The 24,799-nt window shown below is 72.1% G+C and carries 28 protein-coding genes; 19 read left to right on the top strand and 9 right to left on the bottom strand.

Features of this window, described 5'->3' with window-relative positions:
* Together F0L68_RS35295 and F0L68_RS35300 are read left to right on the top strand one after the other, a co-directional pair.
* Complete coding sequence (locus F0L68_RS35295) at positions 1–564, top strand: carboxymuconolactone decarboxylase family protein (protein ID WP_149854237.1); 564 nt, start codon at positions 1–3, stop codon at positions 562–564.
* A gap of 12 nt (positions 565–576) precedes the next feature.
* On the top strand, positions 577–1,782 hold the full coding sequence (locus F0L68_RS35300) for a cytochrome P450 (protein ID WP_149854238.1): 1,206 nt from the start codon (positions 577–579) through the stop codon (positions 1,780–1,782).
* Between the two features lie 3 nt (positions 1,783–1,785).
* Here the strand turns inward: F0L68_RS35300 and F0L68_RS35305 are convergent, their stop codons facing one another.
* Together F0L68_RS35305 and F0L68_RS35310 are read right to left on the bottom strand one after the other, a co-directional pair.
* Positions 1,786–2,031, bottom strand: coding sequence for a DUF397 domain-containing protein (locus F0L68_RS35305; RefSeq protein WP_223199421.1), 246 nt, complete (start codon positions 2,029–2,031; stop codon positions 1,786–1,788).
* Positions 2,028–2,912: a helix-turn-helix domain-containing protein gene (locus F0L68_RS35310; protein WP_149854239.1), complete on the bottom strand. Its 885-nt coding sequence runs from the start codon at positions 2,910–2,912 to the stop codon at positions 2,028–2,030. Before F0L68_RS35310 ends, F0L68_RS35305 begins: the two co-directional genes overlap by 4 nt.
* Before the next feature lie 131 nt (positions 2,913–3,043).
* Here F0L68_RS35310 and F0L68_RS35315 point away from each other — a divergent pair, with 131 nt between their 5' ends.
* Both F0L68_RS35315 and F0L68_RS35320 read left to right on the top strand, forming a co-directional pair.
* Positions 3,044–3,370 (top strand): hypothetical protein, encoded by a 327-nt coding sequence (locus tag F0L68_RS35315; protein WP_223199422.1) that lies wholly within the window; start codon positions 3,044–3,046, stop codon positions 3,368–3,370.
* Positions 3,371–3,450: 80 nt separating this feature from the next.
* Positions 3,451–6,210 carry a TIM-barrel domain-containing protein gene (locus F0L68_RS35320; RefSeq protein ID WP_149854240.1) on the top strand — a complete coding sequence of 920 codons (2,760 nt, stop codon included), beginning with the start codon at positions 3,451–3,453 and terminating at the stop codon, positions 6,208–6,210.
* An 82-nt stretch (positions 6,211–6,292) separates the two neighbouring features.
* On the opposite strand, the gene F0L68_RS35325 is transcribed toward F0L68_RS35320, so the two are convergent.
* The 3 genes from F0L68_RS35325 to F0L68_RS35335 are packed head-to-tail and all read right to left on the bottom strand — an operon-like array spanning position 6,293 to position 8,730.
* Entirely contained in the window at positions 6,293–7,027 is a 735-nt protein-coding gene (locus tag F0L68_RS35325) for an SDR family NAD(P)-dependent oxidoreductase (RefSeq protein WP_149854241.1), read from the bottom strand.
* 57 nt (positions 7,028–7,084) lie between these two features.
* Positions 7,085–7,993 (bottom strand): SDR family oxidoreductase, encoded by a 909-nt coding sequence (locus F0L68_RS35330; protein WP_149854268.1) that lies wholly within the window; start codon positions 7,991–7,993, stop codon positions 7,085–7,087.
* Positions 7,993–8,730 carry an SDR family oxidoreductase gene (locus F0L68_RS35335; RefSeq protein WP_149854242.1) on the bottom strand — a complete coding sequence of 246 codons (738 nt, stop codon included), beginning with the start codon at positions 8,728–8,730 and terminating at the stop codon, positions 7,993–7,995. The genes F0L68_RS35330 and F0L68_RS35335 overlap by 1 nt, the downstream gene beginning before the upstream one ends.
* Positions 8,731–8,810: 80 nt before the next feature.
* Between F0L68_RS35335 and F0L68_RS35340 the strand changes: the two genes are divergently transcribed.
* From F0L68_RS35340 to F0L68_RS35360, 5 genes are all read left to right on the top strand, one after another.
* The gene (locus F0L68_RS35340; RefSeq protein WP_149854243.1) at positions 8,811–9,560 is read left to right on the top strand and encodes an enoyl-CoA hydratase family protein; all 750 of its coding nucleotides are present in this window, start codon (positions 8,811–8,813) and stop codon (positions 9,558–9,560) included.
* Complete coding sequence (locus tag F0L68_RS35345) at positions 9,557–10,420, top strand: CoA transferase subunit A (protein ID WP_149854244.1); 864 nt, start codon at positions 9,557–9,559, stop codon at positions 10,418–10,420. The genes F0L68_RS35340 and F0L68_RS35345 overlap by 4 nt, the downstream gene beginning before the upstream one ends.
* On the top strand, positions 10,420–11,163 hold the full coding sequence (locus tag F0L68_RS35350; protein WP_149854245.1) for a CoA-transferase subunit beta: 744 nt from the start codon (positions 10,420–10,422) through the stop codon (positions 11,161–11,163). The genes F0L68_RS35345 and F0L68_RS35350 overlap by 1 nt, the downstream gene beginning before the upstream one ends.
* Before the next feature lie 11 nt (positions 11,164–11,174).
* Complete coding sequence (locus F0L68_RS35355) at positions 11,175–12,233, top strand: NAD(P)H-dependent flavin oxidoreductase (protein ID WP_149854269.1); 1,059 nt, start codon at positions 11,175–11,177, stop codon at positions 12,231–12,233.
* Positions 12,234–12,343: 110 nt separating this feature from the next.
* Positions 12,344–12,934, top strand: a complete 591-nt coding sequence (locus tag F0L68_RS35360; protein WP_149854246.1) for a hypothetical protein — start codon at positions 12,344–12,346, stop codon at positions 12,932–12,934.
* Positions 12,935–12,964: 30 nt separating this feature from the next.
* Here F0L68_RS35360 and F0L68_RS35365 read toward each other — a convergent pair whose 3' ends face one another.
* Positions 12,965–13,240: a putative antibiotic biosynthesis monooxygenase gene (locus F0L68_RS35365; RefSeq protein ID WP_149854247.1), complete on the bottom strand. Its 276-nt coding sequence runs from the start codon at positions 13,238–13,240 to the stop codon at positions 12,965–12,967.
* A 117-nt stretch (positions 13,241–13,357) separates the two neighbouring features.
* On the opposite strand from F0L68_RS35365, the gene F0L68_RS35370 reads away from it, so the two are divergent.
* From F0L68_RS35370 to F0L68_RS35380, 3 genes are all read left to right on the top strand, one after another.
* Complete coding sequence (locus F0L68_RS35370) at positions 13,358–13,948, top strand: TetR family transcriptional regulator (protein WP_149854248.1); 591 nt, start codon at positions 13,358–13,360, stop codon at positions 13,946–13,948.
* A 29-nt stretch (positions 13,949–13,977) separates the two neighbouring features.
* A complete protein-coding gene (locus F0L68_RS35375; protein ID WP_149854270.1) occupies positions 13,978–14,337 on the top strand; it encodes a helix-turn-helix domain-containing protein in 360 nt (119 codons plus the stop codon).
* A 71-nt stretch (positions 14,338–14,408) separates the two neighbouring features.
* Positions 14,409–14,822, top strand: a complete 414-nt coding sequence (locus F0L68_RS35380) for a VOC family protein (RefSeq protein ID WP_149854249.1) — start codon at positions 14,409–14,411, stop codon at positions 14,820–14,822.
* Between the two features lie 3 nt (positions 14,823–14,825).
* On the opposite strand, the gene F0L68_RS35385 is transcribed toward F0L68_RS35380, so the two are convergent.
* The 3 genes from F0L68_RS35385 to F0L68_RS35395 form a co-directional block, all read right to left on the bottom strand.
* Positions 14,826–15,425: a TetR/AcrR family transcriptional regulator gene (locus F0L68_RS35385; RefSeq protein ID WP_223199423.1), complete on the bottom strand. Its 600-nt coding sequence runs from the start codon at positions 15,423–15,425 to the stop codon at positions 14,826–14,828.
* Between the two features lie 120 nt (positions 15,426–15,545).
* Entirely contained in the window at positions 15,546–16,325 is a 780-nt protein-coding gene (locus F0L68_RS35390; RefSeq protein ID WP_149854251.1) for an SDR family oxidoreductase, read from the bottom strand.
* A 25-nt stretch (positions 16,326–16,350) separates the two neighbouring features.
* On the bottom strand, positions 16,351–17,523 hold the full coding sequence (locus F0L68_RS35395; protein ID WP_223199424.1) for an acyl-CoA dehydrogenase family protein: 1,173 nt from the start codon (positions 17,521–17,523) through the stop codon (positions 16,351–16,353).
* Between the two features lie 97 nt (positions 17,524–17,620).
* Here F0L68_RS35395 and F0L68_RS35400 point away from each other — a divergent pair, with 97 nt between their 5' ends.
* From F0L68_RS35400 to F0L68_RS35430, 7 genes are all read left to right on the top strand, one after another.
* On the top strand, positions 17,621–18,466 hold the full coding sequence (locus F0L68_RS35400) for an enoyl-CoA hydratase (protein ID WP_149854253.1): 846 nt from the start codon (positions 17,621–17,623) through the stop codon (positions 18,464–18,466).
* Positions 18,463–19,611 carry an acyl-CoA dehydrogenase family protein gene (locus F0L68_RS35405; protein ID WP_188317003.1) on the top strand — a complete coding sequence of 383 codons (1,149 nt, stop codon included), beginning with the start codon at positions 18,463–18,465 and terminating at the stop codon, positions 19,609–19,611. Before F0L68_RS35400 ends, F0L68_RS35405 begins: the two co-directional genes overlap by 4 nt.
* A 220-nt stretch (positions 19,612–19,831) precedes the next feature.
* Complete coding sequence (locus F0L68_RS35410; RefSeq protein WP_149854254.1) at positions 19,832–20,869, top strand: acyl-CoA dehydrogenase family protein; 1,038 nt, start codon at positions 19,832–19,834, stop codon at positions 20,867–20,869.
* A 41-nt stretch (positions 20,870–20,910) separates the two neighbouring features.
* Complete coding sequence (locus tag F0L68_RS35415) at positions 20,911–22,044, top strand: acyl-CoA dehydrogenase family protein (RefSeq protein WP_223199425.1); 1,134 nt, start codon at positions 20,911–20,913, stop codon at positions 22,042–22,044.
* Between the two features lie 2 nt (positions 22,045–22,046).
* Positions 22,047–22,880: an amidohydrolase family protein gene (locus F0L68_RS35420; RefSeq protein WP_149854256.1), complete on the top strand. Its 834-nt coding sequence runs from the start codon at positions 22,047–22,049 to the stop codon at positions 22,878–22,880.
* A 2-nt stretch (positions 22,881–22,882) separates the two neighbouring features.
* Positions 22,883–23,668 carry an enoyl-CoA hydratase-related protein gene (locus F0L68_RS35425; RefSeq protein WP_223199426.1) on the top strand — a complete coding sequence of 262 codons (786 nt, stop codon included), beginning with the start codon at positions 22,883–22,885 and terminating at the stop codon, positions 23,666–23,668.
* Between the two features lie 4 nt (positions 23,669–23,672).
* Positions 23,673–24,799, top strand: a 1,127-nt coding sequence (locus tag F0L68_RS35430) for an acyl-CoA dehydrogenase family protein (RefSeq protein ID WP_149854257.1), incomplete at its 3' end; no start/stop codon positions are given.

A 24,799-nucleotide genomic window follows, 5' to 3' on the forward strand; every position in this document is an offset into this window, starting at 1 on the left:
GTGGGGCGGGTGCCGCCGGTCCGCGACGGCGAGGACGTGGAGTTCGACGCCTACACCGAGCAGCTGCGCGCGAGCGGCGCCGAGGTGCCCAACCTGACCAGGGTGATGGGGCGCAACCTGCACATCCTGAGCCGGTGGGCGGCGTACAACAACGCGCTGCGGTTCACCTCCTCGCTGTCCGAGCAGACCGCCGAGCTGGTCATCCTGGCCGTCGCGGCGGAGACCGACTGCCGGTACAGCTTCGCCCACCACGTGCACAAGGCGCTCCAGTGCGGGATCGAGCCGGCGAAGCTCGCCGAGCTGCGCGACTGGGAACGGTCGAGCCGCTTCGATGAGCGGGAGCTGCTGGTGCTGCGCGCGGTTCGGGAGATCACCAGGCGGCTGCGGGTCGGCGACGAGACGTTCGCGTTGCTGCGTCGACGATTCCACGCCGAGGAGGTCGTCGACCTCGTGCAGCTGGCCGCGTTCTACGTGTCGCTGAGCATCACGACACGTAGCCTCGACGTCGACCTCGAACCGAGCCATCGGAGCTGGGCCGACTCCTACTGGCCCGACGTGTCGTAGGAGGCAACGCCCATGGCCGAGCTGTTGGCGCCCGGCATCGTCGACCCTGCCGACCTGGACTACTGGGCCGATCCGCACGCGGTGCTCGCGGCGGCGCGGGCGCGCGGCCGGATCGGGCGCACCCCGCACGGCGAGCCCGTGCTGCTTGGCTACGAGGACGCGCACGAGGCGCTGCGCCATCCGTTGCTCGAGACTTTCGGCGTGGCCGCGATCCTGGCCAGGAACAACGTCACCGAGGGGCCGTTCCACGACTGGTGCCAGCTGTTGCTGCTGAGCATGCGGCCGCCGGACCACACGCGGCTGCGCGCGTTGGTGCGCAAGGCGTTCACGGCGCGCCAGGTCGAGCGGGTGCGGCCGGGCACGCGGGACCGGCTGCGCCGGCTGCTGGCGGGGCCTCGCGAGGCGGGCAGGGTGGAGTGGGTCGGCGAGATCGCGCACGAGCTGCCGGTGTGGGTGATCTGCGAGCTGGTCGGCGTGCCGAGCGCGGATCGGGACGTCATCAAGGCGTGGACCGTGGACATCGGGCACGCGTTCACCAACAGCCTGTCCGCCGACCAGCTCCGCAGGGCCGACGACGCCGTTCGCTCGCTGTACGGCTACTTGCAGACGCTGATCATCAGGCGGCGCAAGGCACCCCGCGACGACCTGCTGTCGGCGCTGGTGCACGCCGAGCAGGACGGCGACCGGCTGCGCACCACCGAGCTGTACGCCATCGTGGCGAACCTGTTGGTCGGCGGGCACAACACGACGCGCGGGCTGCTGAGCATCGCGGCTTGTCTGTTGGCGCAGCACCCGGCGCAGTTCGCGCTGCTGCGGGCCGGCGGGGCGGTCGAGGCGACCGAGGAGGTGTTGCGCTACGAGGCGCCGATTCCCAGCACCGTGCGGCTGGCGCGGGCGGACGTCTCGTTGGCCGGGACGCGGGTGGCCGCCGGCGAGGCCGTGCACGTCTCGTTCCTGGCGGCCAACCGGGATCCGGCGCGGTTCGCCTCCCCGGACAGGTTCGATGTTCGGCGCGCGGACGTTCGGCCGATCAGCTTCGGCTTCGGCATCCACCACTGCGTGGGTGCGGCGCTGGCGAGGCTGGAGGCGCAGGAGGCCATCGCGGAACTCGCCACGACCGTCCGGGAGTTGGTGTTGGAGATCGACGAGCCCCGGTGGGAGCCGTTCTTGCAGGTGCGGCGGATCGAGGCGGTGCCGTTGAGCTTCCGGAGCGTGTGAGGGTCAGCCGAAGTTGCCGGCCTTGATGCTGCCGAGCCAGGCGGCTAGTTCCGCGCGGGGGACGGAAATGACGTCTGTGGAAGGGGACTTGCTGTCCCGGATCGCGAATCGACCGTCGGTCAGCGCCGCGACCTCGACGCAGTTGCCGCCCCCGGTACCGCCATCGCCGGAGAAACTGCTCTTACGCCACGCGACGCCTAACTGCGCGTTCTCGCCAGCCATGCCGTGCCGCCCTCCTGCATCGCTCACGCATAGCTCTCCGCAGCGGTGTGGATCAGGTCCACCGACTTCTGCTGAGACAGCGCTCGCTCGGTAAGGATGCCGAACCTCAGGATACAAGTTCGAACATCCGACCGATCTTCGATGTACACACCACCGCCAGGTCCTTCGGCGTATCCGAAGTCCGGAATGGGGTCAGGCAGGGTCAGGATGGAGAACGGGCCGTTCATGGCTGGGCTCGCCCCAGCAGACTTCGGCAGCACCTGGATGGTGACGTGTGCGGTCTCAGCCTCATCGAGCAGACGGCGTAGCTGGTTGCGCATCACGATCGGCGTGCCGATCGGTCGCTCCAGGATGCCTTCGTCAACGATCACGTGGAACTGCAACGGGTTGGACTTCGTCAACACCTGCTGCCGAGCTATACGGGCGATCACTCGCCGCTCCACTACGTCTGCGGCCAGACTTGGGTTCGCGCCGTTGATCAAGGCTCGGGTGTAGTCCGAAGTCTGGAGCAGCCCCGGGACCACCATGGTTTCGAACTGCCTCAGCGCGAGTAGTGCGGCCTCGACGCTGAGGAAGTTATGGAAGTCGTCGGGCAGGTCCTTGCGAAGCGCCAACCAGTAGCCGCGTTCGTGCGCGGTGGCCGCGAGGTCCAGCAGCCAGGTCCGCATGTTCACATCTACGACGGCGTACAGGTCGAGCAGCTGCTCGACCTCACGGACCTTCACCCCTTGCTCTCGAGTCTCGATGCGCTGGAGCTTCGACCGAGACCACTTTCCCGCAGTGGCGCGAAGACGCTCAGCGGCCTGCTCATGGGTGAGGCCTGCCTGATCTCGGAGCTGCCGCAGGGTCTCCGTGAGTTGCCAACGCCGGACGGTTGCGCTGACGACGTCGCCGCTGTCCTGGTTCATTGCCGCCTTCCACACGCGCCTGTCACTCGACCGGGTAGCAATCACGAGTACTCGTTGTGTCTAGTGAGTACCCACTTCACACTGTTCCTACGCACAGTGTCGGAACCAACACAGACAGTAGGAGGTCTCGGATGGTAGTCCGAACGCCCATGCCGCCATGGACTGAAGAGCAGTTCTCCGCGATCCTCGCGGCGATGGTCGCCGACCACGCCCCGCGCGTGTTCGCCGTCGTGCAGGAGTGCGGCGAGCGGCTGGACGGGCGCATCGCGGCCTGGGGTTTCGCGTTCGAGGATCACGCCGAGATCATCGGCGTGCGCGGCGACCTTCGGATGCGACTCAGCAACCCGGAGGACGCGCTGCCCGGCTTCCGCTGGAACGACAACCTCACGCCTCGCCTTATCTGGCTGGACCCCGACGCGACGCTGCCCGCACACGCCCCAGAAACCAGCAAAAGTTAAGTCATCCGATCAGGTGACCGGCCCGCTCAGTGATCGTGCCGGCAATACCCTGGGCCGAACCGCGCCGCCCAGGAGGTCTGATGTCGGTGACCGCGCCGCGCCTTCTCACGCTTGCGGTGATCCTCACTCTCGGCCTGTCCTCGTTGACCGCCTCCGCCGCCGACCTGCCTCCGCCGCCCACCGCCGCGCCCACCGCACCTGCTGCGGGGACGACCACGGCCACCAACATCGTGGTCGACGGCCGCGCGCGCTTCCAGGTGCTGTCGCCGACCCTGGTTCGCCTGGAATACGCCCAGGACGGCCGTTTCGAGGACCGCCCCACCTTCAACGCGGTCAGCCGGCACGCCCCGCTCGCCGTGCGGACCAGCGTGGACAACGGCACCCTGACGATCACCACCGGCCGGATGGTCCTGCGTTACCTGGTCAGCTCCGGGCCGTTCACCCAGGACAACCTCCAGATCTACCTCGACGTCGGCGCCGTTCCGGTGATCGCGCGGCCCAGCTGGTCGCTGCCCGGCTCCTGCGAGTTCCGCACGGCCTGCGAGGCCGAGACGGCGGAACTCCGTGACGGCGCGGAGTTCGCGACCGACCAGGCCGGCTTCACCGGGCGCGGCTACACGGCGCTGCGCGACCGGACCGACGGCCGGATCGGTTGGCAGCAGCACGGAATCCCCTCGGCCGGCGACCACGCGGTGCACCTGCGATACTCCGCCGCCCAACCGCGGACCGTGGTGCTGACGGCCGGCGACCAGACCGTCGACGTGGACCTGCCGGCGAGCGCGGACTGGTCCACTGCGGCCGCCACGCTGCCGCTGCCGGCCGGCGACGTGCCGATGTCGGTGCGGTGCAAGGACTCCGACCAGTGCGGCGTCAACGTCGACAGCGTCGCGGTCACCGAGGTCGGCGAGCCGGACCCAGCCGTCGCGGATCCCGCGCACGCGGCGGCGAACCTCGGCGGCTGGCGGCGCAGCCTGGACAACGCCGACGGCCCGAGGCCGCTGTACGAGGGGCTGCTCAGCCGGGACGGCTGGTACCTGCTCAACGACACCGCGACCGCCATCCTGAAACCGGACTTCACGCTCGACCAGCGCCCGGCCCGCGCCGGATCCGCCTACCAGGACGGCTACTTCTTCGGCTACGGCCACGACTACCGGCAGGGCCTCGCCGACCTGCACGACCTGACCGGGCCGGCCGTCGAACTGCCGCGCTGGGCGCTGGGGAACTGGTTTTCCCGGTACTACCCGTACTCCGAGGCCGACTACCGGGACACGATCCTGCCCGCGTTCCGCGCCAACCACGTGCCGCTGGACGCGCTGGTGGTGGACACGGACTTCAAGTCGCCGAACCAGTGGAACGGCTGGGAGTGGAACCCCGAGCGGTTCCCCGACCCGCAGGGATTCCTGGACTGGGCGCACGACCAGGGGCTGCGCGTCTCGCTCAACATCCATCCGAGCATCGCGCTGCGCGACCCCCGCTATCAGGAGGTGCGCGACGCGCTCGGCCACGACCTGCCGACCGGCGGCTGCCCGCTGCCCGAGCTGTGCGGGGTGTTCGACCTGACCGACCCGGCGCAGGCCGAGGCGTACTTCGCCCTGCACCAGCCCTTCGAGGACCAGGGCGTGGACAACTGGTGGGCCGACACGTGCTGCGACGGCTCGGTGGCGCAGGCGCCGGGCATCTCACCGGACAGCTGGATCAACGCCCTGTACGCGCGCCGCGCCGACCAGCGCGGCCAGCGCGGTTTCTCCTGGAACCGCACCGGAAGCGGCTACACGGGCTACGGCGAGAGCGCGATCTTCCCCGCCGGTCCGTGGGCCGACCACCGTTACAGCGTGGACACCTCCATGGACACGGTCTCCACCTGGAGCCTGCTGGCGTTCGCGGCGCACTACACCGTGGCGCGCGGCAACATCGGCATTCCGTTCGAATCGCACGACATCGGCGCGCACAACTACGGCGGGGACGGGAACCGGCTGCCCGACGACCTGTACGCGCGGTGGATCCAGTTCGGCGCGTTCCAGCCGATCCTGCGGCTGCACTCCAACCACGGCTACCGGCTGCCGTGGGACTACCCGCCCGACGCGGCGGCGGCCGGCCGGAAGTTCATGCAGCTGCGGGAGGCGCTGGTCCCCTACCTGTACACGCTGGCGCGGCAGGCGCACGACACCGGACTGCCGATGTGCCGGGGCATGTACCTGAACTATCCCGACCAGGAGAACGCCTACCACGCGGACGGCCAGTACCTGTTGGGCGATGACCTGTTGGTCGCGCCGGTGACCACACAAGGCGTGCGCGACGTGCCGACCACCGTGTGGTTTCCGCCGGGCACCTGGGTCGACTACTTCACCGGCGAACGGCACATCGGGCCGGGCACCCAGACCGTGCGCACCGACCTCCAGACCATGCCAGTGTTCCTGCGGGCCGGCGGGGTGCTGCCGACCCGCACCGACGAGGTCGACTACGCCGACCAGCGCCCGCTCGACCAGGTGACGTTGGACGTGGCGACGGGTGGGTCCGGCGGCTTCACGCTGTACGAGGACTCCGGCGAGGGGCATGGCGCGCGGAACGGCGAGTCCGCCACGACCGCGACGACCTACGCGGAGAACGGCCGGGGCGGCACGCTGACGATCGCGGCACGGCGCGGCGGTTTCCCCGACGCCGCCGCGAACCGGGCGTGGACCGTCCGGTTCCGGGACACTGGCCCGCCTCGGTCCGTGCGCGTCAACGGGGTGGCCGCGGCCGAGGGGTCCTGGACCTACGACGCGGCGTCGCGGACGCTCACCGTGCGCACGGGGTCGTTGCCCGCCGGCACTTCCGCGACGGTTGCCTTCGGCGGGTAGGCGGAGCTGCGTTGAGTGGGTAGGCGGAGCTGCGTTGAGAAAGTGGGCGGGGCGTCGTCGGCGCGGTCGGTGGGGTTTCGGCTCAGAGGACCATTTTGCTGTCCAGGGCCATCACCTGCGCGGAGATCACCTGGCTGCGCAACAGGAAGCAGGCGAACTCCGCGAACGCCTCCGGCGTGGAGATCCGGTCCAGCGCGATCTGCGACCGGTAGCGCTCCAGCGCGGCGGCGGCGCCCGCCGCGTTGCCCTCGTGCGGGGTCAGGCCGGGGCACAGCGCGTTGACCCTGACGTTGTGTCGGCCGAGGTCCTGCGCCGCGGCCTTCGTCAGGCCGATCACGCCGGCCTTGGCGGCCGCGTAGTCGGCGTAGTTGGGACCGGGCCGCAGCCCGGTGCCCGAGGCGACCAGCAGGATGTGGCCGTCGCGTCGTTCGATCATCGGCGGGGCCACGGCCTTGATCCAGTTGAAGCTGCCCGTCAGGTTCACCTCGATCGTCCGCGCCCACTCGTCCTCGGTCAGCTCCCAGACCGGCCGCCCGGCCGGCAGCGGGCCGCCCGCCGTGTTCAGCAGCCCGTCCACCCTGCCCCATCTCGCCAGGCCCGCGTCGATCACGGCCTTGACCTGCCTGGCATCCCGCACGTCGGCGGGCTCGGCCAGCACGCGGTCGGCCGGGAACTCGGCCGCGATCGCGGCGAGGTCGTCGGCGCGCACGTCGGTGAGCACCAGCCGCGCGCCCTCGGCGGCCAGCCGCCTCGCCGTGGCCGAGCCCATGCCGCCCGCCGCACCAGTCACCACCACCACGTCAGCCGGCACGGGCACGCCACACCTTCTGGGGGACAACGGTTCCGGCGCGCTCGGTCACCGAAAACGACCTCCTCACCGCGCGCCGTACACGGGCTCGGGCGGCGGCGCGGCGGCGATCAGTTCCCGCACCACCGCGCCGAGCTGCTCCGCCCGCCAGCGCTCGCCACGATCGCGACGCGGGCCGTGCCGCCAGTTGTTGGCCAGCGACACCGCGCCGCCGGCCACCTCGAACATCCGCCCGGTGACGTCGGCGGCCTCCTGGCTGGCGAGCCACACCACCAGCGGGGACACGTTCTCCGGGGCCATCAGGTCGAATCCGTCGTCGGGTCGACGCATCGACTCGGTGAAGATCTCCACGGTCATCCTGGTGCGGGCGGCCGGCGCGATGGCGTTCACCGTGATGCCGTACCTGGCGAGTTCGGCGGCCGCGGTGACGGTCAGCGCGGCGATGCCGGCCTTGGCCGCCGCGTAGTTCGCCTGGCCGACGCTGCCGAGCAGGCCGGCGCCCGAGGAGGTGTTGATGATCCGCGCGTCGACCGTGGCGCCCGACTTGGCCCGTTCCCGCCAGTACATGGCCGCGTGCCGCATCATCGCGGCGTGCCCTTTGAGGTGCACGCGAACCACGTCGTCCCACTCGTCCTCGGCCATCGTGACGAGCATGCGGTCGCGCACGAACCCCGCGTTGTTGACCAGCACGTCCAGCCGGCCGAAGTGCCGGACCGTCGTGGCGACCAGCTCTTCCGCTGCCGACCAGTCGGCGACGTCGGACAGGTCGGCGAACGCCTCGCCGCCGAGCGCCTCGATCTCCTTGGCGACCTGCCGCGCAGGCTCCGCCGAACCGCCGCTGCCGTCGGCGTCGACGCCGAGGTCGTTCACCACGACCTTCGCGCCCTGCCTGGCGAACTCGAGGGCGTGCGCCCTGCCAAGACCCCTGGCGGCGCCGGTGATGAGCACGACGCGGCCCGCGCAGATGGGATTCATCATCGCCTCCGATAGGACGGTGACTCACCGCCGCCGTCCACCGTGACCGCCGATCCGGTGATGTGGGCGGCCAGCGGGGAGGCGAGGAAGAGGCACGCGTGCCCGACGTCCTCGGGTTCGGCCAGCCGGCCGAGCGGCACGGTGGCCGCCACCGACGTCCCGTCGCCGTAGTGTTCCTCGGCTGCCGCGGTCCGCACGGGCCCGACAGTGACGGAGTTGACCCGCACGCTCGGCGCGAACTCCACGGCCAGGGTCGCGGTGAGGTTGTCGAGGCCCGCCTTGGCCGCCGCGTAGGCCGCGGCCCCCGGTGCGGGTCGGCGCGCGGACACGCTGCTGACCATCACGACGGAGCCGCCCGCGCGGCGCAGCTCGGGCAGCGCCAGCGTGGACACCAGCAGTGGCGCGAGCAGGTTGAGCCGGATGACCTTGTCGTGGAAGGACATGGACGCGCCGAGGGTGTCAGCTGGTGGAGCCCCGCCCGCGTTGTTCACCAAGACGTCCAGGCTCCCGTGTCGCCGCAGCACCTCCGCGAGCAGCGCGCCGACCTGCGCGGGCTCACGGACGTCGGCCGGCAGGAAGGTGATCCCCCTCGGTGGTGGGGCGGCCGGCGCGGTGCGCCCGCACACCACGACGGCCGCCCCCGCGCGGGTGAACACCTCGGCGATGCCGGCTCCGACTCCCCTGGTGCCGCCGGTCACCAGGACCGTGCGCCCGGCCAGGGAGATCTCGACGGTCATGCTTCTCCTCCCTGGCCAGGGCTCGGCGGCGGTTGCTACGGTATCGAGCTAACCAAACAAACGCTAGGTTTGGCGGTGGCATGGGCGTCAGCACGGAGCGCGATTCCGCCGGCATCGCGGTGATCACCGTCGACTATCCGCCGGTCAACGCGCTGCCGGCGCGGGGCTGGTTCGACCTCGCCGAGGCGCTGCGGCTGGCGGGCCGCGACGAGCGCACCAGGGTGGTGGTGCTGGCGGCCGAGGGTCGCGGGTTCAACGCCGGGGTGGACCTCAAGGAACTGGCCGCCGATCCGGGCCATGCGGCGCTGCTCGCCGTGAATCGGGGCTGTCACGAGGCTTTTCGCGCGGTGTACGAGTGCGAGGTGCCCGTGGTCAGCGCCGTGCAGGGCTTCTGCCTCGGCGGCGGCATCGGGTTGGTCGGCAACTCCGACGTGGTCATCGCAGCGACCGACGCGGTCTTCGGGCTGCCCGAGGTCGCGCGCGGGGCGCTCGGCGCGGCGACCCACCTGTCCAGGCTGGTCCCCCAGCACACCGCGCGGGCGATGCTCTACACCGGCGCCACCGTCGGCGCGGAGGAGCTGCGCCGGTTCGGCTCGGTGTGGCGGGTGGTGCCGCGCGACGAGCTGCTTGGCGCGGCAACGGAGTTCGCGGCGGAGATCGCCGCGCGCGACCCGTTGATCATCCGCAGGGCCAAGGAGTCCCTCAACGGCATCGACCCGGTCGACGTGAACCGCTCCTACCGCTACGAGCAGGGCTTCACCTTCGAGCTGAGCCTCGACGGGGTCGCCGACCGGACGCGCCGCGCCTTCGTGGACGGGGAAAGCTCATGAGGGACAAGGTGATGAGCGCGGACGAGGTGGTGGCGAGCCTGCGCGACGGCATGACCGTCGGCATCGGCGGCTGGGGTTCGCGCCGCAAGCCGATGGCGTTGGTCAGGGCAATACTGCGCAGCTCGGTGACCGACCTGACCGTGGTGTCCTACGGCGGCCCCGACGTCGGGCTGCTGTGCGCGGCCGGCAGGGTGCGCAGGGCGGTGTTCGGCTTCGTGTCGCTAGACTCCATCCCGCTGGACCCACACTTCCGGGCGGCCAGGCAGCGCGGCGCGGTCGAGGCGACCGAGTACGACGAGGGCATGCTGCTCGCCGGCCTGCGCGCCGCCGCCGCGCGACTGCCGTTCCTGCCGACCAGGGCCGGCCTCGGCTCGGACGTGCTGCGGCTCAACCCGGCGCTGCGCACCGTCGCCTCGCCCTACGCCGACGGCGAGGAGCTGGTGGCGATGCCCGCGATCGAGCTGGACGTCGCGCTGGTGCACCTCAACCGGGCCGACCGGCACGGCAACGCCCAGTACCTCGGGCCGGACCCCTACCTGGACGACGTGCTGTGCGCGGCCGCGCGGCGAAGTTACGTGAGCTGCGAACGGATCGTGCCGACCGACGAGCTGCTGCGGGGCGGGCCGCCGCAGTCGCTGCTGGTCAGCCGGATGCACGTGGCCGGCGTCGTGGAGGCCCCGCGCGGCGCGCACTTCACCAGCTGCGTGCCCGACTACGGGCGGGACGAGCCGTTCCAACGACGGTACGCCGCCAGCGGCGCGGATCCCGTTGCGTGGCAGGCGTTCCTGGACGAGTTCCTGGCCGGCGACGAGCGGTCCTACCTGGCCGCGGTGGACGCGTTCCACGGGGCGGCGGCCTGATGGGGCAGGACGGGGGCGTGAGCAGGGCGGAGGTCTGCGTGGCGGCGTGCGCGGACACCTGGCGCGGGGCCGGCGAGGTGCTGGCCTCCCCCATCGGCGCGCTGCCGATGCTCGGCGCGCGGCTGGCGCGGCTCACCGTCGAGCCGGACCTGCTGCTGACCGACGGCGAGGCGATGCTGTTGGCCGCCGAGGACGGCGTCGTCGAGGGCTGGCTGCCCTACGGCAAGGTGCTCGACCTGCTGGCCGGCGGTCGGCGCAGGGTGATGATGGGCGCCAGCCAGCTCGACCGGCACGGCAACCAGAACATCGCGCGGATCGGCCCGGCCACCCGGCCGACGGCGCAGCTCATCGGGTTCCGCGGCGCGCCGGGCAACACCGTCAACCACACCACGAACTACTGGGTGCCCCGGCACAGCCGCCGCGTGTTCGTGGAGCGCGTCGACGCGGTGTCCGGCGTCGGCCACGACCGCGCGGCGGCGGCTGGCCCCTCGGCCCTGCGGTTCCACGACGTGCGGGTGGTGGTCACGAACCTGGCCGTGCTGGACTTCGCCGGTCCCGGCGGCTCGATGCGGCTCCGCTCGGTGCATCCCGGCGTGACCCGCGAGGAAGTGCTTGCCCACACGGGTTTCCCGCTCGCGATCGACGAGGTGACCTCGACCAGGCTGCCGACCGACGACGAGCTGACGCTGATCCGGTCCGTCATCGACCCGCGCGGCCTGCGCGACCGCGAGGTGCCGGCGTGATGCCGCAGCTGATCGACACCGCGCTGTGCCGGCTCGTCGGCGTCCGGCATCCCGTGGTGCAGACGGGCATGGGCTGGGTGGCCGGCCCACGCCTGGTGACCGCGACGGCCGAGGCCGGTGGGCTCGGCATCCTCGCCTCGGCGACGATGACGCTGCCGCAGCTGGCCGCCGCGATCGACGAGGTGCGGCGCGGCACGTCCGCGCCGTTCGGCGTGAACCTGCGCGCGGACGCGGGCGACGCGGCGGAGCGCGTCGAGTTGGTGATCCGCAAACGTGTGCGCGTCGCGTCGTTCGCACTGGCGCCGAGCCGAGTGCTGATCGACCGGCTGCGGGAGGCCGGGGTGGTGGTGATCCCGACCGTCGGCGCGCGGCGGCACGCGGAGAAGGTGGCCGCGATGGGCGTCGACGCCGTGCTGGTGCAGGGCGGGGAGGGCGGCGGGCACACCGGAGCCGTGGCGACCACGGTGTTACTGCCGCAGGTGGTGGACGCGGTGGACCTCCCGGTCATCGCGGCGGGCGGATTCTTCGACGGGCGCGGGCTGGCCGCGGCGCTGGCCTACGGCGCGGCGGGGGTCGCGATGGGCACGCGGTTCCTGCTCACCTCGGACAGCGCCGTGCCGGACGTGGTGAAGCGCCGCTACCTCGCGGCGACGGTCGCCGACACGGTGGTGACCAGCCGGGTGGACGGCCTGCCGCACCGGATGCTGCGCACCCCGCTGGCCGAGTCGCGGCGGGGCGCGCTCGGGGCGCTGCGGCACGCCGCCGCGTTCCGGCAGCTGACCGGGTTGTCCTGGCGCGCGATGCTGCGCGACGGCCTGGCCATGCGGCGCGCGCGGGACCTGGGGTGGGGGCAGGTGCTGCTCGCCGCGAACGCCCCGATGCTGGCCAGGGCGGGGCTGGTCGACGGCCGGACCGAGGCTGGGCTGCTGCCGTCGGGGCAGGTCGTCGGGATGATCGGGACGCTGCCGAGCTGCGCGGAGCTGATCGAGGCCGTGGTGGCCGAGGCGGCGGGGATTCTTCGGGCCGGGCCGTCGTTCCTGGTGTCCGACAGGGGTTCCACGCTGGGCTGAGCCGCAGTGGCCCAACGCCGGAGGGTCGCGCGCGGCGTCGATTTCCGTCCGCTGTTCAAAATCGCGAAGCGGCCCCGGGCCGGAAGCCCGCGCACTATCGTGGCCCGATCATGAGCCTGGACGACCTGCCGCCGGCCCCACCGGTGCCGCTCCCGGCCCGCCGGCCGCGCCGAGGACGCCGGGTGTTGCTGGCCCTTGGTGGGGTCGCGCTCGTGGGGGCGGTCGTCGGCGCGCTGGTCCTGTCCGGCGTGTTCGATCCCGGTCCCGGCGAACCGGGCTGGCACCCCATCGTCGGGTCGGACGTCGGCGGCGACTCGACGACGGGCGAGAAGATCGGGGCCGAGCAGCAGGTCACCAACACGGCGAGCCAGCAGATCACCGTCGAGCGGATCCGCAGCGAACCGCCGAAGGGCTACGTGGAGCTCGACGCGGGATTCGTGCCGGCGAACTCCTGGAAGTGGCTGGACGTGTTCGACCTGGCCCCGGTGACCAAGCCGCCGGTGTCGATCCCGGCCGGGCACAGGGCGGAGCTGTGGATCACCTACCGGGCCTCGTGCCGGCCGGCCCAGCACGTGTCGAGGGTACAAATGCGGGTCGTGCTCACGGTGTCGATGGGAGCGGTGCGGCAGGACGTCGAGGTGCCGGACACGATCTCGATCGCCGTCCCCGCACCGGATCCGGCCCTGCCGCCCTGTCCGTGATCTGCTGCCTTGTCCGTGAGTGCTGCATGGTCAGCGCTTGCGGCTGAGCCTGGCGTTGAGCCGCAGCAGGTTGGGCACCACCAGGTAGACCACGACGGGCACCACGATGACCGTGAAGACCAGCGTCCGCAGCGGCAGCGGCAGGCCGGAGACGACGGGCCCGACCAGCGACTGCACCAGCGTGATCATGGAGTAGACCGCGACCCAGGTCAGCAGCGCCCGGCGGTGCACGGACGGCACGGCGGGGGCAGCGGGAGCAACGGTGGTGGCGGCCGTGGTGGTGATGGTGGTCGTTGCGGTGGTCATCTGAAACATCCCCCAGTGGAACCGGCGTCGGAGCCATCTCCAACTTGCTGGTTGGAGTTTGGCACAGCCGAGACCAGAAGTCCAACCCTTCAGTTGGAATTGCCGTATGCTGGCCCTATGGCATGGGACACGGCACGGACCAGGCAGCTACTGCTGGACGCCGCGGTCGAGGAGTACGCGACGCACGGCCCCGAGGGCGCGCGGATGGACCGGATAGCGGCGAACGCCTGTGTCAACAAGGAACGGATCTACCAGTACTTCGGCAACAAGCGGCAGCTGTTCGGCACCGTGCTCACCGGGGAGCTGGAACGGCTGGCCGCCGCGGTGCCGCTGACCCCCGAACTCGCCGCCGACCTCGGCGAGTACGCGGGCCGCGTCTACGACTACCACCTCAAGCACCCGCACCTGATCCGGCTGATGCACTGGGAGGGACTGCTCGACAACGACGGCGCCGTCCCGGCCGAGGCCGAGCGCACCGCCCACTACGCGGCGAAGGTCGCCACGCTGGCCGGCGCGCAGCGGGCAGGCGCCATCGCCGGCGACGTCGCCCCGGCACACCTCATGTACGCCGTCATGGCGCTGGCCGGCTGGTGGTTCGCGGTGCCGCAGATCATCCGGATGCTGGTGGCGGGCGACCCCGACGACGGGCCGGAGTCGCGCAGGGCCGGCCTGGTCGCCCTGGTGCGCAAGCTGGTGATGGCGCGGTGAGTCGCGCCACCGAGCAGAGCAACCGCCGCATGCTGCGGGCGCGGGACGCGATGGACCGCGCCTACGCGCAGCCGCTGGACGTCCCGACCCTGGCCAGGATCGCCCACGTGTCGGAGACGCACTTCACCCGCACCTTCCGGGCCACCTTCGGCGAGACGCCGCACCGCTACCTCCAGCGCCGCCGGGTCGAGCGCGCGATGTTCCTGCTGCGGGAGACCGACCGCAGCGTCACGGACATCTGCTTCACCGTCGGCTTCGGCAGCCCGGGAACGTTCAGCCGCACCTTCCGCGACATCGTCGGCCGGTCGCCGAGGACCTACCGCAGGGAGGCGGCGTCCGCGGTCGTGCCGACGTGCTTCGCGATGGCGTGGCTAAGACCGAGCACCTGACCGTCGCGCCCGCCGCCAATCTGGTTGTTTTGGATAAGTTTCCGCCCGGCCGGCCCAGTAGCGTCACGTTCATGTTCAACGCCATCACGCACTCGCAGATCTACGTACTCGACCAGGACGAGGCCGTCGACTTCTACGTCGGCAAGCTCGGCCTCGAGATCAACTCCGACGTCGACCTCGGCTTCATGCGCTGGCTGACCGTCAGCGTCCCCGGCGACTCCGGGCGGCAGATCCTGCTGGAGAAGCCCGGCGCGCCCGCGCTGTCCGAGGAGACGGCGCAGCAGGTCCGCGAACTGGTGACCAAGGGTGCGTCCGGCGGCACGCTCATCTTCAGCACGGACGACTGCCAGGGGACCTACGAGACGCTGCTCGCGCGGGGCGTCGAGTTCACCGAGGAGCCGACCGACCGCCCGTACGGCATCGACTGCGGCCTGCGCGACCCCTTCGGCAACAACCTCCGCTTCACCCAGCTGAAGGCCGGCTAGCCGTCAGCGCGCGATGATCCCGTCGCAGAGGATGGTGATGTACTGGTCGGCGATGGTGTCGGTGCTGAGCCGGCCGCGCGGGTTGTACCAGTGCACCGTGGTCCAGACCGTGTCGCGGATGAAGCGGTAGACCAACTTGGGGTTGAGGTCGGCGCGGAACACGCCGGCCTTCAACCCCTGCTGGAGGACCTGGAGCCAGGTGCGCTCGAAGGACTGGCTGATCTGCTTGAGGTAGCTGAACCGCTCGAACTGCGACAGGTACTTCGACTCGTTCTGGAAGATCGCGATCGCCTGCTGGTAGCTGCCGATCGACCGGAACGACACGCGGACCAGCTCGATGATCACCTCGCGCGCGTCGGTGTGCTCGCGCAGCACCTCGTTGTACGCGCGCTGCTGGGAGTCGAGGAAGTCCCGCAGGATCTCGTCGACCATCGACTCCTTCGAGTCGAAGTGGTGGTACAGGCTGCCGGACAGGATGCCCGCCGTGTCCGCGATCTCACGCACCGTGGTGGCCAGGAACCCTTGCGCGGCAAACATCTCCGCGGCGATCGCGAGCAGCTCCTCGCGCCGCGCCGAGCTGCCGTTGGCGGTCTTGCGCTGCACGGACCGTGTGCTCGGCCGGGTGCTTCCGGCGGGTCCGCGTCTGGTACTCACCACGGTGATCATCCTCTCCGCGCGGGTTGCTGGCAGGAACAACCGCGTCAACGCCGCCCTCGGCGCACCTCACGCATGTTGGCTGCTCACCGACACGACCTCACCGGTGAGGTAGGTCGAGTAGTCGCTGGCCAGGAAGACAATAACGTTCGCGACCTCCCACGGCTGCGCGGACCGGCCGAACGCCTCCCGCGCGGCGAGTTCGTCGAGCAGTTCCTCGGAGGTCACCCTGGCCAGGTGCGGGTGCCGCACCAGGCTGGGCGCGACCGCGTTCACCCGCGCCCCGAACGGGGCCGCGTCCAGTGCGGCACACCGGGTCAACGCCATCACGCCCGCCTTCGCGGCGGCGTAGTGCGCCTGGCCCGCCTGCGCCCGCCAGCCGACCACCGAGGCGTTGTTGACCACCACTCCTCCGCCGCCCTGGTCGCGGAACAGCCGCAGCGCCGCCCTGGTGCACCGGAACGTTCCGGTCAGCGTGACGTCGAGGACGCGCCCCCACTGGTCGTCCGTCATGTCCAGGATGGACGCGGTGCCGCCGAGGCCCGCGTTGTTCACCACGACGTCGACCCGGCCGAACTCGGCGACGGCGGCGGCCAGCAGCGCGCCGACCTGCGCCTCGTCGGTCACGTCGCACGGCACGGCGAGCACGCGCGCGCCGGGCCGCCCGGCGAGGTCGGCCGCGACCTCGGCGAGGCGGCGCGGGTGCTGGTCGCTGACCACCACAGCGGCGCCCTCCTCCAGCGCCCGGCGCGCGGTGGCCGAGCCGATGCCGGCGCCGGCGGCCGCGGTCACCACGACCACCCGGTCGCGGAGCAGGCCGTGCGGCGGCGGGCACGCGGGGACCGTCATCGGTTCGGCTCCTTCTGCGGGACCGTCATCCTCGTGGCTCCTTCGGCAAGCCGAGGACGCGCTCGGCGATGATCGTCCGCTGGATCTCGTCCGAGCCGCCGTAGATCGTGTCGGCCCTGCTGAACAGGAACAGCCGCTGGAACTCGTCCAGTTCGTAGGGCTCGCCGGACGCGGTGAGCCCGGCTGGGCCCGCGACGTCCATGGCCAGTTCGCCGAGGCCCCGGTGCCAGCCTGCCCAGCACAGCTTGAGCACGGACGGCGCGATCGCGTCCGGCCCGCCGGTGAGCGCGCGCATCGCGTTGAGCCGCATGATCTCCAGGCCGATCCACGCGTCGGTCAGCCGGTCCCGCACACCGGGATCGTCGAGGCGTCCGTTGGCGCGCGCGAGTTCGACGATCGCGGCCCACTCCCGGCGGAACCCGACCTGCTGCCCGACCGTGCTCACACCGCGTTCGAGACCGAGGGTGCCCATCGCGACCCGCCAGCCGTCGCCGACCGGGCCGAGCACGTTGGCAAGGTCGGTGCGCGCGCCGTCGAAGAACACCTCGTTGAACTCCGAGGTGCCGGTGAGCTGGCGGATCGGCCGCACCAGCACGCCGGGTTGGCGCATCGGCACCAGCAGACAGGAGATGCCGCGGTGTCCCAAGGTGCCGGGATCGGTTCTGGCCAGCAGGAAACACCAGTCGGCGACGTGCGCGAGCGAGGTCCACACCTTCTGGCCGGTGACCACCCACTCGTCGCCGTCGCGCACCGCCCTGGTGGTCAGGGCGGCCAGGTCGGAGCCGGCACCCGGCTCGGAGTAGCCCTGGCACCACAGGTGTTCGACGGCCACGATGGGCGGCAGGAAGCGTCGCTGCTGGTCCGGTGTGCCGAAGGCGATCACGGTCGGGCCGAGCAGGTTCTCGCCGAAGTGGCTGACCCTGGCCGGCGCGTCGGCCAGGGCGTACTCCTCGTGGAAGATCAGCTGCTCGCGCGCGGTCGCCGCCCTGCCGCCGAACCGGGCAGGCCAGCCGAGGCAGGTCCAGCCGTGCGCGGCCAGGTGGCGGTCCCAGGCGAGCCGGACGTCGAACGCCTCGTGTTCGCGGCCGGGTCCGCCGAGGCCGCGCGCGGCGGCGAACTCGCCGCGCAGGTGCTCCGCGAGCCAACCCCGCACCGTGTCCCGGAATGCCGCGTCCGCCGCGCTGTCGGTGAGGTCCAACCGCCCACCCGCCTCGCTCGTCCCGTTCGTCAACCCTAGCAAGCACTTGGTTGTTCGCACTATCGTCGGGACACGGGGACGAGCCGAGGAGCGCGCCATGGCAGCGAGTCCGCAGGAGGTTGTCCGGTACGAGCGGGACGGCGCGATCGGGCGCGTCACGATGAACCGGCCCGAGTACCGCAACGCGCAGAACTCCGCCATGACCTACGCGTTGGACGACGCCTTCTACCGGGCCAGCGCGGACGACGAGGTGCGGGTCGTCGTGCTGGCCGGGGCCGGCGACCACTTCTCGGCGGGGCACGACATCGGTTCGCCTGGGCGCGACGCGCACGTTCCGCACGAGCGCAGGGCCGGGCTGTGGTGGGGCCACACGGATCGGGCGGGCGGCGAGTCGCGGTTCGCCCGCGAGCAGGAGGTCTACCTCGGCATGTGCCGGCGCTGGCGGGAGCTGCCCAAGCCGGTGATCGCCAGCGTGCAGGGCGCCTGCGTGGCCGGTGGGCTGATGCTGGCCTGGATCTGCGACCTGATCGTGGCCGCCGAGGACGCCTTCTTCGCCGATCCGGTGGTGCGGATGGGGATTCCCGGGGTGGAGTACTTCGCGCATCCGTGGGTGCTCGGGCCGAGGCTGGCCAAGGAGTTCCTGTTCACCGGGCGGCGGATCAGCGCGGCCCGCGCCCAGCAGGCCGGGATGGTCAACCGGGTCGTGCCGCGCGACCGGCTCGCGGCGGAGACGACAGAGCTGGCCGGGGAGATCGCGGCGATGCCGAGGTTCGGGCTGGCGCTGGCGAAGAAGGCGGTGAACCAGGCCGAGGACCTGATGGGCCTGCACAACGGCCTCGATTCGGTGTTCGGCCTGCACCACCTCGCGCACGCACACAACGCGGAGACCAGCGGCGACTCGCTGGCCGGCCTGACGGCGCGCGACCTGCGGGAGAAGCCGTGACGGACCTCGCGTTGTCCGCGCGGGAACTGGCCTTCCGGGAGGAGGTGCGGCGCTGGCTGGCGGCGAACGTGCCGCGCGAGCCGCTGCCGTCGCTGGAGACCGCGCCGGGCTTCGCGGCGCACCGCGGCTGGGAGCGGATCCTGTTCGACGCCGGCCTTTCCGCCGTGGCGTGGCCGAGCCGCTACGGCGGCCGCGACGCCACGCTGACGGAGTGGCTGTTGTTCGAGGAGGAGTACCACGCGGCCCGCGCGCCGGCCAGGGTCGGTCAGAACGGCCTGTTCCTGTTGGCCCCCACGCTGTTCGAGCACGGCACCGAGGCGCAGCGACGGCGCTTCCTGCCCGGGATCGCCAGCGGCGAGGTGGTGTGGGCGCAGGCGTGGTCGGAGCCCGAGGCCGGCAGCGACCTGGCCGCCGTGCGCGCGAGGGCCGACCGGACCGACGGCGGCTGGTTGCTGTCCGGCCAGAAGACGTGGAGTTCCCGCGCCGCGTTCGCCGACCGGGCGTTCGGGCTGTTTCGCAGCGACCCCGGCGCCGAACGGCATCGGGGGCTGAGCTACTTCCTGTTTCCGCTGACGGCCGAGGGCGTCACCGTTCGTCCGATCGCGCGGCTGGACGGGAAACCCGCGTTCGCGGAGATCTTTCTCGACTCGGTGTTCGTGCCGGACGAGGACGTGGTCGGCGAGGTCGGCCAGGGGTGGCGGGTCGCCATGAGCACGGCCGGCAGCGAGCGCGGCCTGACGTTGCGCAGCCCAGGGCGGTTCCTCGCCTCGGCGACGCGGCTCGTCGAGCTGTGGCGGACCGAGGGCGGCGGAGGTGCGCTGCGGGACCAGGTCGTGGACTGCTGGATCGCGGCGCAGGCCTACCGGCTCGGCACGTTCGAGACCGCCGCCCGGCTGACCGAAGGCGGGTCGACGGGCGCGGAGGCGAGCCTCGGCAAGATCTTCTGGTCGGAGCTGGACATCGCGATGCACGAGACTGCGCTGGAGCTGTTGGGAGAGAACGGGGAGCTGGACTCGGGCGCGCCGGACTCGTGGACCGCCGGATACCTGTTCGCCCTCGCCGGGCCGATCTACGCTGGGACGAACGAGATCCAGCGAACCGTGGTGGCCGAGCGCCTGCTCGGGCTGCCGAGGGCGGATCGATGACGGCCACCAGGGTGCTGGCCACCGGGGTTGGGGCGGCCGGGGCTGGGGCAGTCGGGGTGGGGGCCGTCGGGGTGCTGACAGCCGGGGTGCTGGCAGCCGGGGCGGGGACCGTCGGAGCCAGGACAGTCGAGGCGGGGGCCGTCGGGGTCCTGGCAGCCGGGGCCGGGGCCGTCGGGGTTGAGGCAGCCGGGATTGAAGCAGCCGGGGTGGGGGCCGTCCGGTGAGGTTCGCCCCGACCGAGGAGCAGGCGGCGATGCGGTACGCGCTGCGGGAGTTGCTCGCCGACGTCGACTCGCCCGCCGTCACCCGGGCCTGGGCGCGGGGCGACGCGGCGCCGGGGCTGGCCGTGTGGCGGCGGCTGGCCGACCTGGGGGTCACCGGCGCGCTGGTGCCCGAGGCGTCGGGTGGCCTTGGCCTGTCGGAGGTCGAGCTGGTGCTGGTGCTGGACGAACTCGGCTATGCCGGGCTGCCTGGGCCGTACGTGGAGTCCCTCGCGGTCGTGCCGGTACTGCTGGCCGGCCGCGACGAGCCTGGCCGGCTCGCCGCCGTCGCCGAGGGTCGCGCGGTGGCCACCGCGCTACTGCCGCCGAGGGTGCCGCGCGCGTTGGACGCCGACCGGGCCGACGTGCTGGTGCGCGGCTCGACCGCCGAGATCGCGTTGGTCGGGGGATCCCTGACGCTGGAGTCCAGTGTGGACGGTGCGCGGCGGCTCTTCCTGGTCGACGGGCCCGCCGTCGTGGTCGCCGAGGGCGCGGCGGCCGGGCGCGTCGTCGATGCGGCGTTTGACGGTGGCGCACTCGGCTGTGCGGCCCAGTTGCTCGGGGTCGGCAGGCGGCTGTTGGCCATGGCGGTGCGGCACGCCGGCCAGCGGCGGCAGTTCGGCCGGCCGATCGGGGCGTTCCAGGCCGTGCAGCACCAGTTGGCGGACGTGCTGCTGCGGCTGGAGTTCGCCGGGCCGCTGGTGCGCGGGGCCGCCGTGGCGCTGCGGGACGGCACGCCGTTCGCGGCGCGGGACGTGTCCTCGGCGAAGCTCGCCGCCGGCGAGGCCGCCAACGCGGCGGCGCGGACCGCGTTGCAGGTACACGGCGCGATCGGCTACACCGCCGAGCACGAGCTGCACCTCTGGTTGGCCAAGGCGCGCGCGCTGCGGTCCGCGTGGGGAACTCCCGGCTGGCACCGGGATCGCGTTGCGGCGAGCCTCGCCACCGGCGCGACCGCCCCGATCGGCGCTGTTGACAGCCGAACTGGAAGAGAATGATAAAGCAAGTGCTTGGTTGGTCGACCAGGTCGGAGGCGCCCGTGCACTTCGCGTTCACGCAGGAGCAGGAGCAACTGCGGGCCACCGTCCTGGCCATGCTCGCGCGCCGGCCGGCCGAGCGGCCGCGCGCGCCGGAGGAGGCCGATCCCGGGTTCGACGCCGTGCTGTGGCGGCGCCTGGCCGGCGAACTGGGGGCGCAAGCGCTTGCTGTGCCTGAGGAATACGGCGGGCACGGCTTCGGCCTGCTGGAGAGCAACCTCGTCGTCGAGGCGTTGGCCGACGGGCTGGTGCACGGCCCGTTCCTCGGCAGCGCGGTGATCGCGGCGCATGCGGTGCTGGCGGCGGGCGACCCGGCGGCCTGCGCCCGGCTGCTGCCCGGCATCGCCACTGGCCGAACCGTCGCCGCGCTCGCCTGGGCGGAGCACGGCGGCTGGTGGCGGATCGGGGCCCAGGCAACCACGGCGACGCGGCGCGGCGACGCGTGGTCGCTGGACGGGGACAAGGTGCTGGTGCTGGACGGCGAGCAGGCCGACGTGGTGTTGGTGGTGGCCGAGACCGGACGCGGTCCCGCGTTGTTCGAGCTGGACCGCTCGGCACTCGCGGGGTCGGTGCGGCGGGAGACGCCGATGGACAGCGGCCGCCGGTCGGCCGCGCTGCGGTTGGTGTCCGCGCCCGCCGTGTTGGTCGGCGCGGAGGGTCGGGGCGCGGAGCTCCTGGCCCGAACGCTGGACGTCGCCTGCGCGGCGATCGCGGCGGAGCAGGTCGGGGCCGCCGCGCGCTGCCTGCGCGACACCGTGGCGTACACGAAGGTCCGCGTTCAGTTCGGCCGGCCCATCGGCGCGTTCCAGGCGGTGAAACACCGGCTCGCCGACCTGTACGTGCGGCTGGAGTCGGCGCGCTCGCTGTCCTACGCGGCGAGTTGGGCCGTGGCGGTCCGCTCCCCGGACGCGGCGGCGCTGGCCGCGGCGGCCAAGTCGTACGGCTCGCAGGCGTACGCGGCGATCGCGGCGGAAGGCGTCCAGCTGCACGGCGGCATCGGCGTCACCTGGGAGCACGGGGCGCACCTGCACCTCAAGCGGGCGCACGCGACCGCCCAACTGTTCGGCGATCCGGTCGCGCAGCGGGTGCGGCTTGGCGGGCTGATCGGCGTCGCGTCGAACGGATCGGAGGCCTGACCGTGCCCATACCGCAGGGCATCGGGGTGATCGACACACTGATCGGCCTCCCGATGCCGGACGACGACAGCAAGGCCACCGAGCTGCACGAGGAGATCTCCTATCTGTACCGGTCGTTTCCGCAGGTGCGCCGGCACGAGAACAGCGCGGCGGACCTGCTGCGGGAGATGGACCGGCACGGCGTCGAGCGGGGCCTGATCCCCGTGCACTACGGGGACGCGGCCGAGGTCGCCGCCGTGCGGGACCATCCGGACCGGCTGCTTGGCTGTCTCGATGTGGACCCGAACGCGGGGATGCGGTCGGTGCGCCAGCTCGTCGAGGCGCGCCAGGACCTTGGCGTGGTCGCCGCGCAGTTCATGCCGTCGATCCTGAGCCCGCCGGTGGCCATCAACGACAAGCGCGCGTACCCGCTGTACGCCAAGTGCGTCGAACTGGACATCCCCATCTTCGTCAACGGCGGGATTCCCGGCCCCCTGGTGCCCTACGAGACCCAGCACCCCGGGCTGGTCGACGAGGTCTGCTGCTACTTTCCCGAGCTGCGCTTCGTGTTCCGGCACTGCTGCGAGCCCTGGGTCGACCTCACCGTGCGGCTGTTGTTGAAGTACCCCAACCTGTACTACTCCACCACGGCGTTCGCGCCGAAGTACTATCCGAGGCAGATCATCGAGTTCGCCAACTCGCGCGGCGCGGACAAGGTCCTCTACGGCGGCTACTACCCGTACGGGCTCACCCTGGACCGCATCTTCCGCGAGCTGGCCGACCTCCCGCTCGCCGACGACGTGTGGCCGAAGTTCCTGCGCGAGAACGCCATTCGGGTGCTCAGGTTGGAGAACTGATCGTGGAGACCGTTCGGTACGAGGTCGGGTCGGGTGTCGCGACGATCACGCTGAACCGGCCCGACCGGCTCAACGCGGTCACCCCCGAGATGGGTGGCGCGGTGAACGAGGCGCTGCGGCGCGCGGAGCTGGATCCGGACGTGCGCGCCGTCGTGCTCACCGGGGCGGGGCGCGGCTTCTGCGCCGGCGCGGACCTCGCGCTGTTCGAGGACGACGCCGCCGCGCTGCGGGACGCGACCTCGGCGGAGGGCCTCCGGCCGGAGCTGGCGCTGCGGTCGCACAAGCCGGTGATCGCGGCCGTCAACGGGCCGGCCGCCGGGGTGGGCTTCGCGTTGATGCTGCACTGCGACCTCAGGTTCGTCGCGGAGCGGGCCAGCCTGACCACGTCGTTCGCCCGGCTCGGCCTGGTCGCCGAGTACGGGATGGGATGGCTGCTGCCCAGGATCGTCGGCGTGTCCGCGGCCATGGACCTGTTGCTGTCGGGGCGGCGGATCAGCGGCACGGAGGCGGTGGAGATCGGCCTCGCGCAGCGGGCGCTGCCGGCCGAGGAGGTGCTGCCGGCGGCCTGGGCCTACGCGGCGGGGCTCGCGCGGGAGTGCTCGCCCCGGTCGCTGGCCGCGATCAAGGCGCAGGTGTACCGGGGCCTGGACGACTCGTTTCCCAAGGCGCTCGACGAGTCTCGCGAGCTGATGGTTCAGTCGCTGCGGTCGCCGGACCTGCCGGAGGGGGCGGCGGCCTTCGCCGAGGGGCGCCCGCCGCGCTTCGCGCCGTTGGACACCCCGGAGTAGCGCCGTGGACCTGCGGTTCTCGGCGGCAGAACAACGGTTCCGCGCCGAGGCGCGGACCTGGTTGCTGACGGCGGTGGCCGGGTTGCCGGCCGAGCCCTCGTTGACCGACTGGCCCGGTCGGCGCAGGTACGACACCGCGTGGCAGCGGCTACTGCACCGGGCCGGGTACGCGGGGATTCACTGGCCGGCCGAGTACGGCGGGCGCGGCGCGACGCCGACCGAGCAGCTGATCTTCCTTGAGGAGGCGGAACTCGCCGGCGCGCCCTACGCGGCGGCGAACTTCGTCGGGCTGATGCACGCCGGGCCGACGCTGATGGCCGAGGGCACGCGGGAGCAGCGGCAACGGTTCCTGCCGCCGATCCTGTCCGGTAACGAGGTGTGGTGTCAGGGTTTCTCCGAGCCCGACGCGGGTTCGGACCTCGCCTCGGTGCGCACGCGGGCGGTGCGGGACGGCGCGGACTACGTGGTGACGGGCCAGAAGGTGTGGACCTCGCACGCGCCCGTCGCGGACTTCTGCGAGCTGTTGGTGCGCACCGACCCCGACGCGCCGAAGCATCGCGGGTTGAGCTGGCTGATCATGCCGATGGACCTTGCCGGCATTCGGATCCGCCCGCTGCGGACCATCCAAGGCTCCGACGACTTCGCCGAGGTGTTCCTCGACGAGGTGCGCGTGCCGGTGGCCAACCTGGTCGGCGCGGAACACGACGGTTGGCGCGTCGCGATGGCCACCTTGGGGTTCGAGCGCGGCACCGTGTTCGTCGGGGAGCTGGTGCACACCAAGGTGTTGCTTGGGCGGCTGGCCCGGTTGGCTCGGGACGTCGGGCGGTGGGAGGACGCCGGGATTCGGCGGGAGCTCGGCGGGCTGGCGGCGGAGTGCGGCGGGCTGTGGGCGTTGACCCTGCGGGCCGTGTCGGCGGCGACCCGGGGCGAGGCGTCGGGGGTCGGCGGGTCGGTGTTCAAGCTGCGGTACACCGAGCTGCGGCAGCGGGTGAACGAGCTGGCGGCCCGGTTGCTCGGGCCGGCCGCGTTGGTGTTGAGCGACCTCGACGGGCTCGGCAACGCGACGCACGCGCAGGAACGGTTGCGGGGGCTGTCGTTGACGATCGCGGGCGGCACCTCCCAAATCCAGCG

The sequence above is a fragment of the Solihabitans fulvus genome, from assembly GCF_008386585.1.
Taxonomy (GTDB): domain Bacteria; phylum Actinomycetota; class Actinomycetes; order Mycobacteriales; family Pseudonocardiaceae; genus Solihabitans; species Solihabitans fulvus.